Annotated in this window: 12 protein-coding genes; 7 read left to right on the plus strand and 5 right to left on the minus strand. The window is 66.2% G+C overall.

What is annotated here, in order from left to right; translation table 11 throughout:
- Window positions 1-91: 91 nt before the first annotated feature.
- From AC1DD3_RS17795 to AC1DD3_RS17805, 3 genes are read left to right on the plus strand one after another with little or no spacing between them, the layout of a single operon-like run.
- Window positions 92-1501: an SLC13 family permease gene (locus AC1DD3_RS17795; RefSeq protein WP_230118584.1), complete on the plus strand. Its 1410-nt coding sequence runs from the start codon at window positions 92-94 to the stop codon at window positions 1499-1501.
- A gap of 59 nt (window positions 1502-1560) precedes the next feature.
- Window positions 1561-2799: a CaiB/BaiF CoA transferase family protein gene (locus tag AC1DD3_RS17800; RefSeq protein ID WP_230118583.1), complete on the plus strand. Its 1239-nt coding sequence runs from the start codon at window positions 1561-1563 to the stop codon at window positions 2797-2799.
- Window positions 2800-2801: 2 nt separating this feature from the next.
- Window positions 2802-4334, plus strand: coding sequence for an acetyl-CoA carboxylase carboxyltransferase subunit alpha/beta (locus AC1DD3_RS17805; RefSeq protein WP_230118582.1), 1533 nt, complete (start codon window positions 2802-2804; stop codon window positions 4332-4334).
- A gap of 111 nt (window positions 4335-4445) precedes the next feature.
- Here the strand turns inward: AC1DD3_RS17805 and AC1DD3_RS17810 are convergent, their stop codons facing one another.
- Both AC1DD3_RS17810 and AC1DD3_RS17815 read right to left on the minus strand, forming a co-directional pair.
- Window positions 4446-5378, minus strand: a complete 933-nt coding sequence (locus AC1DD3_RS17810; protein WP_230118581.1) for a threonine/serine dehydratase — start codon at window positions 5376-5378, stop codon at window positions 4446-4448.
- A gap of 181 nt (window positions 5379-5559) precedes the next feature.
- Window positions 5560-6888 carry an MFS transporter gene (locus AC1DD3_RS17815; RefSeq protein ID WP_230118580.1) on the minus strand — a complete coding sequence of 443 codons (1329 nt, stop codon included), beginning with the start codon at window positions 6886-6888 and terminating at the stop codon, window positions 5560-5562.
- Between the two features lie 209 nt (window positions 6889-7097).
- On the opposite strand from AC1DD3_RS17815, the gene AC1DD3_RS17820 reads away from it, so the two are divergent.
- A complete protein-coding gene (locus tag AC1DD3_RS17820; RefSeq protein ID WP_230118579.1) occupies window positions 7098-7892 on the plus strand; it encodes an IclR family transcriptional regulator domain-containing protein in 795 nt (264 codons plus the stop codon).
- On the opposite strand, the gene AC1DD3_RS17825 is transcribed toward AC1DD3_RS17820, so the two are convergent.
- Window positions 7884-8495, minus strand: a complete 612-nt coding sequence (locus AC1DD3_RS17825) for an NADPH-dependent FMN reductase (protein WP_476882189.1) — start codon at window positions 8493-8495, stop codon at window positions 7884-7886. The two genes, AC1DD3_RS17820 and AC1DD3_RS17825, sit on opposite strands and share 9 nt — an antisense overlap.
- A 241-nt stretch (window positions 8496-8736) precedes the next feature.
- Between AC1DD3_RS17825 and AC1DD3_RS17830 the strand changes: the two genes are divergently transcribed.
- The 3 genes from AC1DD3_RS17830 (at window position 8737) to AC1DD3_RS17840 (ending at window position 11290) form a co-directional block, all read left to right on the plus strand.
- Window positions 8737-8886, plus strand: a complete 150-nt coding sequence (locus AC1DD3_RS17830) for a hypothetical protein (protein ID WP_230118577.1) — start codon at window positions 8737-8739, stop codon at window positions 8884-8886.
- 107 nt (window positions 8887-8993) lie between these two features.
- Window positions 8994-10859 (plus strand): Na+/H+ antiporter, encoded by a 1866-nt coding sequence (locus AC1DD3_RS17835; protein ID WP_476876310.1) that lies wholly within the window; start codon window positions 8994-8996, stop codon window positions 10857-10859.
- A gap of 206 nt (window positions 10860-11065) precedes the next feature.
- Complete coding sequence (locus AC1DD3_RS17840) at window positions 11066-11290, plus strand: hypothetical protein (protein ID WP_230118575.1); 225 nt, start codon at window positions 11066-11068, stop codon at window positions 11288-11290.
- 64 nt (window positions 11291-11354) lie between these two features.
- On the opposite strand, the gene AC1DD3_RS17845 is transcribed toward AC1DD3_RS17840, so the two are convergent.
- Both AC1DD3_RS17845 and AC1DD3_RS17850 read right to left on the minus strand, forming a co-directional pair.
- On the minus strand, window positions 11355-12281 hold the full coding sequence (locus tag AC1DD3_RS17845) for a cation diffusion facilitator family transporter (RefSeq protein WP_476882190.1): 927 nt from the start codon (window positions 12279-12281) through the stop codon (window positions 11355-11357).
- Window positions 12282-12402: 121 nt separating this feature from the next.
- Entirely contained in the window at window positions 12403-12759 is a 357-nt protein-coding gene (locus tag AC1DD3_RS17850) for a hypothetical protein (RefSeq protein ID WP_230118571.1), read from the minus strand.
- Window positions 12760-12869 lie beyond the last annotated feature (110 nt).

Raw genomic sequence — 12869 nt, forward strand, 5'->3', positions numbered from 1 at the left:
ACTATTGACAAAGTCACCTAGTGTCTAGGAGGCTAGGCCAGTGAGCCAGTAAGCCACGTCACATCCAATCTCTTGATCCGGAGGAACAACGATGTCCGCTCCCGTACTGTCCATCATCATCCTGGCGGTGATGTTCCTGCTGGCCACGGTGCTGCCCCTCAACATGGGTGCCCTGGCTTTCGTAGGGGCGTTCGTCCTGGGATCAGTCGTGCTGGGGATGTCCACCAACGACATCCTTGCCAACTTCCCCGGCGGCCTGTTCCTGACGATCGTCGGGGTCACCTACCTGTTCGCCATCGCCCAAAACAACGGCACCATAGATCTGCTGGTCAGGGGCGCCGTCCGGCTCGTCGGCAGCAAAGTGGCCCTCATCCCCTGGGTCATGTTCGCCATCACCGCCCTGATCACCGCCGTGGGCGCCCTGTCGCCCGCCGCCGTCGCCATCATTGCGCCGATCGCCCTGAGCTTCGCCGCCAAGCACAAGATCAACCCGCTCATGATGGGCATGATGGTCATCCACGGTGCCCAGGCCGGCGGCTTCTCCCCCATCGCCGTCTACGGTGTCACTGTCAACGGCATCATCGCCAAGACGGACCTGCAAACGAACCCCATGGCGATCTTCCTGGCCAGCTTCGTCTTCAACCTCGCCATTGCCGTGGTGCTGTCCATCGTCCTTGGCGGCAACAGGTTCCGCTCCACGAAGGCCGGCCGCCTGGTGGAACAGGCCGCTGAAACCCGCATGTCCGTCAGCGTCGGTGCCCGTGCGGCCGGCGTCACGCTGCAGGGCTCCGGCTCGGACATCTCCCCCGCCGGCGTCTCCGCGAAGGGCACCAGCACCCCGGGTTCCGCCGCTTCCGGCGCCGCCGCTTCCGCCGCACCGGCTGCCGGGAACGGTGCCCGTGCCAACGTTCCCCAGCTTGTCACCATCCTCGGTCTGGTGGCCCTCGCCGTCATTTCCCTCGGCTTCAAGGTGGACGTCGGCTTCGTCTCCATCACCATCGCCATCATCCTGGCCCTCGTGTCCCCGGCCGCCCAGAAGGGCGCCGTGAACAAAATCAGCTGGTCAACCGTCCTGCTCATCTGCGGCATGTTGACCTTCGTGGGCGTCCTCGAGGAAGCCGGCACCATCAAGTTCGTTTCCGACAGCGTGTCGAACATGGGCATGCCGCTGCTGGCAGCCCTGCTGATCTGCTACATCGGCGGCATCGTCTCGGCCTTCGCCTCCTCTACGGCCATCCTCGCCGCTCTCATCCCGCTGGCAGTTCCCTTCCTGGCCAGCGGCGAGGTGGGCGCCGTGGGCGTCATCGCAGCGCTGGCAGTCGCTTCCACGATCGTGGACGTCTCTCCCTTCTCCACCAACGGCGCCCTGGTTCTGGCCAACGCACCGGAAGACGTGGACAAGGACAAGTTCTACAAGCAGATCCTCGCCTACAGCGGCATCGTGGTTGCCGCCGGACCCGCCGTCGCTTGGCTGGTCATGGTGGTCCCGGGCTGGATGTAGCCCGGAACCGGAACGCCACCCCTGCAGCAAAGCCCGTACAGCAAGTAAGGAAACCCCGCATGAGCACTGATTTCACGCCCCAGGCAGAGGGCCCCCTCTCGGGCTACCTCGTGGTGGACCTGAGCCGCGCCCTCGCCGGGCCCCACGCCGGAATGATGCTGGCCGACCTCGGCGCGCGCGTCATCAAGGTCGAGAACCCGGGCACCGGAGACGACACGCGCGGCTGGGGGCCGCCGTTCGTCGGCCCCGAGGACGATCCCCAGGCCACGTATTTCCTATCGTGCAACCGCAACAAGGAATCCATTGCCCTCGACCTGAAGAGCGACGACGGGCGGACGGTCCTGCGCGAACTGCTGGAACGGGCGGACGTCGTGATCGAGAACTTCCGTCCCGGCGTACTGGACCGGCTGGGATTCTCGGCCGCCGAGATGCACGCGCTGAATCCGGCGCTGGTGGTCCTGTCCATCACCGGTTTCGGGCACGACGGTCCGGAGTCCCGGCGAAGCGGCTACGACCAGATCCTGCAGGGCGAAGCCGGGCTGATGTCCCTGACTGGCTCCGGCCCGGACGATCCCCAGCGGGTGGGCGTGCCCATCGCGGACCTGCTGTCCGGCATGTACGGCGCGTTCGGCACCCTCGCGGCACTCCTTCAACGCGAACGCACCGGCCAGGGGCAGATAGTCCGCACGTCCCTTCTTGCGGCACTGATCGGGGTCCATGCCTTCCAGGGCACCAGGGCCACGGTCGCGGGTGAGGTCCCCAAGGCGCAGGGCAACCACCATCCGTCCATCGCGCCGTACGGCCTGTTCCACTGCCGGCAGGGCAGGGTCCAGATCAGCGTGGGAAGCGAAAAGCTGTGGGCCACGTTTGCCTCGACCTTCGGGATCGACGCCACGCGGCCGGAGTTCGCCACCAACGCGGACCGGGTGCGCAACCGCGAAAAAGTCATCGAAGAGGTCGAACGGGTATTCTCCGACTTCGAGGCCGAACCGCTGCTCGGCAAGCTCAACGAGGCCGGAATCCCGGCGGGCAAGGTCCGGACGCTGGACGAAGTCTATGAGTGGGAACAGGTCCACTCGCAGGGGCTCGTGATCGACGTCGAGCACAAGATCCTCGGGAACGTAAGCCTGCCGGGGCCGCCGCTGCGGTTCTTCAGCGCGGCCGACACCGCCGAAACAACGCTGAAGGCGCACACAGCCCCGCCGCTGCTGGATCAGGACGGGGACCAGATCCGGCAGTGGCTGGGCCTGGCTCCGGCAACCCTCGGCAGCTCAGGTTCCGGGCAGGAAGGCCGCTGAGAATGCTGACACAACAGAAGGTGCGGCACCTGGGCGCCACGGAGCTCATTGCCGCCGTGATCGATCCCGGCTCCTACCGGAGCTGGGACACCCCGGTCTCGGACCCTGACCCGGGTCCCGAGTACCGGCTGGAACTGGCGGCGGCCCGCGAGAAGACGGGGGTGGATGAGTCCGTCCTGACCGGGGAAGGCCTCATCCGCGGCCGCCGGGTGGCGGTTATCGTCAGCGAGTTCCGATTCCTGGCAGGCTCCATCGGGCTTGCCGCGGCGGAGCGGATCGTGAACGCCGTCGAGCGGGCAACCCGGGAAGGACTTCCACTGCTGGCCGGACCCGCCTCCGGGGGCACGCGCATGCAGGAAGGGACCATCGCCTTCCTGTCCATGGTGAAAATCAGCGCGGCGGTCCGGGCGCACCGGCAGGCCGGACTGCCCTACCTCGTCTATCTGCGCCATCCCACCACCGGCGGAGTCATGGCCTCCTGGGGCTCGCTGGGCCACATCACGGTGGCCGAGCCGGGCGCCCTGCTCGGCTTCCTGGGACCACGGGTTTACGAGGCGCTCTATGGCACACCGTTCCCGGAAAACGTCCAGGTCGCCGAAAACCTCTTCGACAAGGGCCTGGTGGACGCGGTGGTCCCGCCCTGGCAGCTGTCCGACGTCGTTGACCGCGCCTTGGGCATACTTGTCACCGGCCCGCATCCGCGCGTCAGTCCGCCGCGGACCCTGTCCGTAAAACCCTCCGGCGCCGGCGCCTGGGAATCGATCGAAATCTCGCGCAACCCGCGGCGACCGGACCTGCGGCAGCTGCTCGCGTACGGGGCCAGGGACGTGCTGCCGCTCAACGGCACCGGCCAGGGCGAAAAGGATCCGGGACTGCTGCTGGCGCTGGCCCGCTTCGGCCAAAAGTCCTGTGTGGTGATCGGCCACACCCGGCCGCGGCCCTCACAGCAGACGGCCATGGGACCGGCATCCCTGCGTGAAGCGCGCCGGGGCATGCGGCTGGCCGAGGAGCTGGGGCTACCGCTCCTGACGGTCATCGACACCGGCGGCGCCGCACTGTCCAAGGAGGCCGAAGAAGGCGGCCTGGCCGGCGAAATTGCCAGGTCCTTGCACGACCTCATCGGCCTGAACTCCCCCACGGTATCCGTGCTGCTCGGCCAGGGGGCCGGTGGCGGGGCGCTGGCCCTGCTGCCGGCAGACCGGACCATCGCGGCCCAGCACGCCTGGCTGTCCCCGCTCCCGCCCGAAGGTGCGAGTGCCATCGTCCACCGGAGCACCGACTTTGCGCCGGCCATGTCCGAGGCCCAGGGCGTCAGCGTGGCATCCCTGTACGCCAACGGCCTCGTGGACCACATTGTGGACGAACGCAGCGACGCCGCGCTCGAAGGCAAGGCCTTCTGCCAGCGCCTCGGGCAGGCCATCGAGTACGAACTGTCCACCCTGGCGTCCGCAGGGATCAGCGAACTGCTGCCCCGGCGGCTGGATAAGTACCGCAATCTGGGTGGCCTCGTGGCCGAGGCCGCCAACCCGGCCTGACCAAAGGTGCCGACCGGACCGTCCCGCCCGGACCGGCCCGGCCTGCACCTGCTGGCCGGGCCGGCAGGTGCTCGCCGGCGCTTCCTGGCCGGACGTCAGAGCGTGGCGGGATCAGAGCGTGGCGGGATCGGTGTTGGCGCCGCACAGGATCACGGCAACCCGCTCGCCCGCAGCCGGGACGTAGGCACCCGAGCTGAGGGCGGCATAGGCGGTGGCTGCACCGTGCTCCACCACCATGCGGTACTCCGCCCACAGCTGGGAGCGCGCGGCGACGATCTCGTCGTCGGACACCAAAACGCTCCGGACGCCCGTCCGCACGGCCACCTCAAAGCCGATCGTTCCAATCCTGCGTGCGCCGAGCGAGTCTGCGGCGATTCCCGAAACAGCCACATCCACCGGCTTCCCGGCCGCCAGGGCGGCATGAAGTGTCGGTGCGCTGGCGGGCTCCACGCCCACCACCCTCGCCCGGCCTTCTACCGCGGCGGCGATGCCGCCCATGAGTCCACCGCCGCCGACGGCGACCAGCACCGTGTCCACGTCCGGCACCTGTTCGAGGAGTTCCGAGCCGACAGTGCCTGCACCGGCCACTATCTCCGGCTGGTCGTAGGCGTGGCAGTAGACGGCACCCGTCTCACCCGCATAGGCCATCGCGGCATCATAGGCCTCCGCGTATTCCGCGCCGCGCTGGATGACTGAAGCCCCCGTCTCCCTGAGCTTCCTGACCTTCACCGCAGGGGCGGACTCCGGAACGAAGACCGCAGCCGGCACTCCCGCCCTGGCGGCGGCATAGGCGTTGGCGAGGCCGGCATTGCCACCGGACGCCACGACTATGCCGACGTCGTCCTTCAACTCGCCGCGCTCCCTGCAGGCCAGCACGCGGTTAAAGGCCCCCCGGGCCTTGAACGTGCCAGTGTGCTGCATGAACTCGCACTTCAGCCAGACCGCACCGGGAAGGCTTCCGGCGTCGGCCGCCATGACCGGCGTGCGACGCACCAGCCCGGCAATCCGCGCTGTGGCTTCATCAACGTCGGCTCGGGTGATCATCAGTGCTGTACCTCGTTCGCTCGGGCCGGACTGGCAGGAGCAGGCGCCAGCTGAATGCGCCTGCCGACGCTACGCTACCCCGTGGCCCCGAGGGCGGGTTTTCGTGGTGGATGAAGCGGCCTTCACGTGGCGGTGGATCGGGCCGCGGCATTCCGCAACCCGATCCATCCCGGGGTTGCCGCTAGCGGACGGGGTTGCCGAGTTCGCGGAGCGGGATTTTGTTGGTTTCGCGGGCCCAGAAGGCGCCGGCGACGGCGAGCAGTGAGGACGCTGCAACGATCCAGGCGGCGGGGCCCCAGTTCGCCTTTTCGGCGCCGACGAGGGCGGTGCCGAGCAGCGGGGTGAAGCCGGCGCAGAGGATGCCCACCTGCAGGCCGATGGCCATGCCGGAGTAGCGGACCTTGACGTTGAACAGCTCGGAGAACCAGGCCGGGTAGATGGCGTTGGACATCGCGTAGGTCCCGGCGGTGATCAGGGTGCTGGTGAGGAAGATCATCGGAATGTTGCCGGTGGAGATAACCGAGAAGTACACGAAGATCATCGCACCGGAGCCGAGGACGCCGGCGATGAAGATGGGTCGGCGGCCGAACCGGTCGGAGAGGTGCGCCATGAGCGGCTGGGTGAACATGGCCAGGACATTGCCGGCGATGCTGACCCAAAGCATGGTGGAGGCAGGGACCCCGACGGACACGGCGTAGGCGAGGCCGAAGGACTGCATGAAGGTGTTGGTGACGGTTTCGAAGGACATCAGGGCCACCTGGAAGAACTGTGCCGGGTGGGTCTTGAACATCTTCGCGAACGGGAGTTTCACGAGTTCGCCGTGGTCGTGCTTTTCCTCAAAGACCTCGGGCTCGTCGAGGGAACGGCGGACCAGGTAAGCGACGATAAGCACGATGATGGACAGCCAGAACGGAATGCGCCAGCCCCAGGCGAGGCGGTCCACTTCGCTCATCGCGGCCACGGGCAGGAACGCCAGGGAAGCCAGGACGATGCCGGCGGAAATGCCGCTCATGGCGAAGCTGGCGAAGAAGCCGCGGCGCCCTTCCGGGGCTTCTTCGGTAGACAGGGCCGAGGCGCCCGCCGTTTCCGCGCCCGCGGAGAGTCCCTGCATGAGGCGCAGCAGCACCAGCAGGGCAGGCGCCCAGTAGCCGGCGGTGGCGAAGTCAGGCAGCGCGCCGATGAGGAACGTTGCCGATCCCATCAGTACCAGCGTCAGCACGAGGGTGTTCTTGCGGCCGATCTTGTCGCCCAAATGGCCGAAGACCACCGCGCCGAACGGCCGCGCGACATAGGCCACGCCGAAAGTGGCGAACGAGGCAATCAGGGCCACGGTGGGGTTGCCGGCCGGGAAGAAGATCTTGGAGAAGACCAGCGAGGCCGCGGTGGCGTAGATGAAGAAGTCGTAGTACTCCAGCGCGCCGCCCAGGAACGCAGCCAGGGCCGCCTTCCTGGCCCGCTTGAGCTGCACCGGGTCTGCCGTGGCTGTGGAGCCGTTTACGAGGTTGGTCATTCTGATGGTCCTTCCACACTGAAAGACGGTGGTTTAGATGGGTGGGAAATGCAGTTTTGTTCGACTAGCGAACTTCTGTGCGTTATGCGACTAGAAATAGATTACCGCACGGTGAGGGACATCACAATGACTCCGATATGCTCGGTGCAACCCTGTTTGCTTCAGCACCCGCAGGGTGCCCGTGTGTTTTCTAGGGATTGCAGGAGTTCATGGAGGAGCATCCGACGTACTTCGTGAAGTCGGTCGAGAAGGCCTTTGACGTGCTGCGGGCCTTCGCCCCGGATACGCCACGCCTGACCGTGACTCAGATCGCCGCGAAGGCGGACATGACCCGCGCCTCGGCCAGGCGTTTCCTGCTGACCTTGACCGATCTCGGCTACCTGCGTGCCGACGGCCCCCACTTCACCTTGACGGCCCGCTCACTGGAGGTCGGCTCCTCATTTCTTGCGAACCTGTCTATCCCGGACATTGCCGAGCGGCACCTGCGGTCCCTGGCCGCAGAACTCAATGAAACTACCTCTTTGTGCATTCTTGACGGCACGGAGGTGGTCTATGTCGCCTGCATAGCGTCACCCAGGCTTCTCAATGTCTCTATTAGCGTGGGAACCAGATTTCCCGCCTGGGCCACCAGCATGGGGCGCGTGCTTCTGGCGGCACTGTCGGACCCGGAGCTGAATGCCTACTTCGACTCGGTTCAGCTGCAGCGCTTCACCGAGCGGTCGATCGGAAGCCTCGACCAGTTACGGTCCGAAGTAGACCTGGCCAGGGCGAAAGGGTGGTCCATGGTTTCGCAGGAACTGGAAGAAGGCCTGCGTGGCGTCGCCGTGCCCGTCTGGTGCGGGAGCGGCGTTGTTGCAGCGGTGAATGTCTCTTTGCAAACCCACCGCGCGCCCCCGGACACCATCGAACAGACAGTTGTGCCCCTCCTGCAGGAGGCTGCCCGCCAGATCGGCCTGGATTACGACGGCCGGACTGCAGGCAGGCGCACCACCGCCTCAGCGTGACAGTTTTTCGGCGTCGGGCTCCAGGTCGCCGATGTGCCCGGGCGCATTGGCCGCTAGGACCCGCTGGACGAACGCGCAGTACTCCTCCATGTAGTGCCGGAGGAACGCGACGGTGGACTCGTCCTTGACCTCCCCGTCGGCTCCGAAGACCTCGGGATTGAACTTCACATAGGCCTCGGGGGCGTTGAGCTGGGGAGCGTCGAGGAAGCTCAGCACGGCGCGCATGGAGGACTGCATCACCGCGGTGCCGATGCTGCCGGGTGAGGCGCCGATGATCCCGGTGGGCTTCCGCGCGAAGGAGTTGGTCCCCCAAGGGCGTGAGCCCCAGTCGATGGCGTTCTTGAGTGCTCCCGGAATGGAACGGTTGTATTCAGGGGACACGAAGAGGATGCCGTCCGATCCGTCAATGGCTTCCTTCAGCGCCCGCGCTTCCGGCGGGAAGTCGGCGTCGTAGTCGTAGCTGTAGAGCGGCAGGTCCCTGATGGGAATCTCCGTGAACTCAAGCTCCTCCGGGGCGAGACTGATGAGCGCCTTGGACAGCGTGCGGTTGATCGAACCGCTTGCAAGGCTTCCGACGAAGTAGCCGATCTTGTACGTTGCCATGGTGATGATCCTTCCCAACAGCCGGCAGGAACCGGCTGGCCGACGGTGCTTTGGACATTGCTTCGGGCGCTGCTGTGGGCGGTGAGTGGATGGTGCGGGCACGACTCAACACACAGTTCAGCACAGAAGAATATCCGCGGCCAGAGCGGAGGGAAGGTTCTTGACAGTCCGCGAATGCAGGAGCTAGATGAACATTAGGTGATGACCTACAGCACACAACGCCAGCAGAGGAGCGGCAGTCATGACTGAGAACCTGGAAGGGATGCAGCGCATCCACAGCGAGGCCCCTGCCGAAGGGGATGAAACGGCCGACCCTACTGACATCCGCATGCACTCGCAGGACCCCGCCGAAGGCGCGGACATCGCGGACGCGCCCCTCAAGAAAACTTAGGGGGCATTGCCAACAAAGCGGACCGCCGCCGTCGGGCCGTTCCCCCGGGGCGAAACGGCAGCGGGAACTGGCACCCGTGCCAAAACCTGAGCTGAGAGAATAGCCGCATGGACGTCGCTCTGGGACTGCTCGTGCTGGTGGCGGTGGTGTGCGCCGGCAGTGCGCTGGGCAGGAAAATCAACGTTTCTGTTCCGTTGCTGCTGGTCCTGGCCGGAGTGGTTGGTTCTTTCCTGCCCTTCGTTCCGAGAATCGAGCTGAACCCGGAGCTGGTCCTGGTGGGGCTACTCCCGCCGCTGCTCTATGCGGCCGCCCTGCGGACATCCCTCTTTGACTTCGGCTCCAACCGCCGCGCCATCGCGCTGCTGTCCGTGGGGTACGTCATCTTCGGCACCATCGCCGTGGGATTGGTTGTCCATTGGCTGTTTCCCGAGATCCCGCTGGCTGCCGCCATCGCCCTGGGCGCCGTGGTGGCGCCGCCGGACGCCGTGGCGGCCACCGCCATCGCCCGCAAAGTGGGGATGCCGCGCAGGATCGTCAGCATCCTGGAAGGCGAATCGCTGGTTAATGATGCCACCGCGCTGGTGTGCCTCCGCGCCGCCGTCGCGGCACTCTCCGGAACTGTGTCCGCGGCGGAAATCGCCGGAGACTTCATCCTGGCGGCAGGCGGAGGACTGGTGGTGGGCCTCGCGGCGGCCTATGTGCTCACCCAGCTCCGGCTGCGGATCCGCAACGTCGCCATCAACACCTCGACGTCGTTGATGGCACCTTTCGTTGCCTACCTTCCGGCGGAGGCGATCCACGCCTCCGGTGTGCTGGCGGTCGTGGTCACCGGCCTGATTATGGGCACCAAGGCGCCTTCCATGCCGAACGGCGCAGCCCGGGTGAGCCAGCGGAGCAACTGGGACACTGTGCAGTTCCTGCTGGAGAACTCTGTGTTCCTCCTCATCGGCCTGCAGGTCCGGACCATCATCGACGGCGTCCAGGACGATTCCTTGGGCTCTGCCCGCATCTGGGCAGGCTGCGCGGTAATCCTGCTGGCTGTGCTGGTGCTCCGGCCGGTGTGGGTGTTTCCCGCAACCTATCTGCCCCGGCTCATTCCCGCGGTGGCCCGCACGGATCCTGCACCGCCGTGGCAGTTCCCCGCCATCATTTCCTGGGCCGGGATGCGCGGCGTGGTGACGCTCGCGGCGGTCCTCACGCTGCCGGAGGCCCTGGAACACCGCTCCGTGCTGATCTTGGCTGCCCTCGTGGTGGTGGCCGGTACCCTGGCCGCGCAGGGATTCAGCCTGCCCGCCCTGGTCAGGTTCCTCCGGGTCCAGGGCCCGGACCAGCGAGAGGATGCCCTCAGCCAAGCCTCGCTGATGCAGCAGGCCACGGCCGCGGGCGTGGAGAAGCTGCACGAACTGCGGACGGAGGAGGATCCGCCTGAGGTGGTGGCGATGCTCAAGCGGCGGACGCAGGAGCGGGGGCTGGCGGCGTGGGAACGGCTGGGCCGGCCTACGTCGGAAACGGCCACCCCCAGCCAGCGGTACGCCCAGCTGCGGCTAGCCATGCTGGAGGCGGAACGTGCCAAAGTGCTGGACCTGCGGCGAGGCGGCGAGTACGCCCACGAGGTCCTCAGCGAAGTCCTGGAACGGCTGGACGTTGAAGAGTCCATGCTCGACGCCACCCTCGACGAGCAGGACGTCACCGGCTCAGCGCGCACTGCCCGGCCCGGCGGCGGCTGCGATCACCTGGAATCGGCGCCCGACCCCGCAGTCCCGCGGAACCCTTACTGCGAGGCGTGCGTCCGCGAAGGCACCCCAACCGTGCACCTGCGGATGTGCCTGGAGTGCGGGAACGTGGGCTGCTGCGATTCCTCGCCCGGCACCCATGCCTCCAGGCACTTTGAGGAGACGGGCCACCCGGCCATGCGCAGCATCGAACCTGGCGAGGGCTGGCGCTGGTGCTATGTGGACGACCTCCTGGGGTGACCCCTGAAACAGGTACTCATACTCCTTTCCGGAGCGCCGGACGGCCCGCTGGGCGTGGGCTTCTTAAAAAACAGGTACTAACACTCCCGTAATCCGGCGTTAACATAGCGGCGTGAGACTTGATACATAGAGTCCACGCGACAGAGAGTCCACACGACTGGCCTTTCGCTACTGGGGGCAGCTACTCAACGAGGAGTCACGCAGGCATGAACAGTCATGAGCACCGCAATTCCCAATACGTCCGTCCGCTCGACCAAAGCCGCGAGCGCCCCGACCTGAGAAGCGTCCACGTCCGCGAGGACGTGGCCCGTTCGGGACGGTGCGGCAACGTCCATATGGCCACCGGCCGGACCTGCATCCTGCCGGAGCGCCATCATGGTTCCTGCGAATTCGTGGGGCCCCACGAGGCCGAGGGCATCGCAGGTCACTAGAGGGTATGGCATCCGCGTTCTACGCAAGAGAACGACGGCGGGCGGTCCCGCCGTCGTCCGTTCCCTAGCGGGAAGAACCGGCGCCGAAAGTCAGGCTGGGCTCATCCAGTGTGGCGAGGGTCAGCACGGCCTCCTCCACCGTGTCGTGGTCCTCAAGGTCGCGCTCTATCCGGCGCAGCGCCACGGCCACTTCGCGCTCGGGACGGTCACCCGTCATGTCCACGGCCGCCACCACGTATAGCTTGCGCGGCCCCACGAATTCGACATGCAGGTACGTGATCCGCTCGATCTCCGCGTGTTCCAGGATCCGGCGCCCCATGGACTCCTCGATGTCGGGGCTCACGCCCTGTCCCACGAGGAAACGGCGGTTCCTGTCGATCAGGACCACGGCAACGACACCGAGGAGGAGTCCCACGAGGATGGATCCTGCGGCGTCCGGAAGCGGCGATCCAGTGACCTGGTGGAGGAAGATCCCGCCGAACGCAATGACCAGGCCAATGAGCGCTGCCGAATCCTCCGCGAAGACGGCACGCAGGGTGGGATCGGAGCTCTTGAGCACCTGCTCCAGAGTGTTCCGGTCGAGATCCCTTGCGGCCTTCCGCGCCTGCCGGAACGCCTGGATGAAGGACACACCCTCCAGCACGAACGCGGCCGCAAGGACGGCGTAGGCGATGCCAAAGTCACCGGCCGGCTCTGGCGCGAAAATCTGCTGCACGCCGTGCATGATCGACACCACCGCCCCGGCCGTGAACAGGCCGAAAGCCGCGAACATGGACCAGACATAGGCCTCCCGGCCGTAGCCCATCGGGTGGGCCTTGTCGCGCTTTTTCTTCGACTTTTTCTCGGCGAGCAGCAGGAAAACCTGGTTTCCGGTGTCCGCCCACGAGTGGGCGGACTCGGCGATCATTGACGCTGAGCCGGTCAGGAGCGCGGCAATGGTCTTGGCGACGGCAACGAGAAGATTCGCCACGAAGGCGATGATCACGGTCATGCGCCCTGAACCGGCTTCCCGGATCCGATGGTGTGGGCCATGAAGCCCACCGTACCCAACACGGCTCCCGCCACCTAGGGCCGGGCCATTCTCAGGTGTCTGTGCAGTCCGTTCGGCCCGGTCATCTGCCGAATCCGAGGCCCTCTGAGGTCAGTCCGCCGGCAAGTTCCGAAGCCGTCGAGAGGACCCAGCGTTCGCCGTCCTGTTCGTAGCAGACCACCACAGACGCCTCCGCGTCCCGCGCGGCATCCATGGCAAGCAACAGTGCGTCCTCCATGTGGCGTGCGTGCTCCAGCCGTTCGGCCAGGCTGCCCAGGAGGTCGCTGTTGTCGATCAGGAAGTGTGCTTTGCCTTCCACGATGACCTTCAGCGAATATCCCTGTTCCTCATGGACGGATCCGCGGGTCGAGGCAATTTCCGTGACCTTATCGGCACGAACCAGGCTCTGGCTGATCGTGCGGATCCACACGTCACCCATGGAAGCTCCTTTGGTCGTGAGGAACGGGAGGCAGTGTCCTACGAAAGAAACGCTAGTCCTTGCAGGTCCGCTTGTAAGCCCCCAATTAGCCGATACTGCCTAATTTGGGG

The sequence above is a fragment of the Arthrobacter sp. 05T444 genome, assembly GCF_056395905.1.

What these genes read in the sequence shown, in the direction of transcription:
- AC1DD3_RS17815 (WP_230118580.1), bottom strand. Translation starts at nt 6,888, where the DNA reads ATGACCAACCTCGTAAACGGCTCCACAGCCACGGCAGACCCGGTGCAG.
- AC1DD3_RS17820 (WP_230118579.1), top strand. Translation starts at nt 7,098, where the DNA reads ATGGAGGAGCATCCGACGTACTTCGTGAAGTCGGTCGAGAAGGCCTTT.
- AC1DD3_RS17845 (WP_476882190.1), bottom strand. Translation starts at nt 12,281, where the DNA reads ATGACCGTGATCATCGCCTTCGTGGCGAATCTTCTCGTTGCCGTCGCC.
- AC1DD3_RS17810 (WP_230118581.1), bottom strand. Translation starts at nt 5,378, where the DNA reads ATGATCACCCGAGCCGACGTTGATGAAGCCACAGCGCGGATTGCCGGG.
- AC1DD3_RS17835 (WP_476876310.1), top strand. Translation starts at nt 8,994, where the DNA reads ATGGACGTCGCTCTGGGACTGCTCGTGCTGGTGGCGGTGGTGTGCGCC.
- AC1DD3_RS17800 (WP_230118583.1), top strand. Translation starts at nt 1,561, where the DNA reads ATGAGCACTGATTTCACGCCCCAGGCAGAGGGCCCCCTCTCGGGCTAC.
- AC1DD3_RS17825 (WP_476882189.1), bottom strand. Translation starts at nt 8,495, where the DNA reads ATGGCAACGTACAAGATCGGCTACTTCGTCGGAAGCCTTGCAAGCGGT.
- AC1DD3_RS17840 (WP_230118575.1), top strand. Translation starts at nt 11,066, where the DNA reads ATGAACAGTCATGAGCACCGCAATTCCCAATACGTCCGTCCGCTCGAC.
- AC1DD3_RS17805 (WP_230118582.1), top strand. Translation starts at nt 2,802, where the DNA reads ATGCTGACACAACAGAAGGTGCGGCACCTGGGCGCCACGGAGCTCATT.
- AC1DD3_RS17850 (WP_230118571.1), bottom strand. Translation starts at nt 12,759, where the DNA reads ATGGGTGACGTGTGGATCCGCACGATCAGCCAGAGCCTGGTTCGTGCC.
- AC1DD3_RS17830 (WP_230118577.1), top strand. Translation starts at nt 8,737, where the DNA reads ATGACTGAGAACCTGGAAGGGATGCAGCGCATCCACAGCGAGGCCCCT.
- AC1DD3_RS17795 (WP_230118584.1), top strand. Translation starts at nt 92, where the DNA reads ATGTCCGCTCCCGTACTGTCCATCATCATCCTGGCGGTGATGTTCCTG.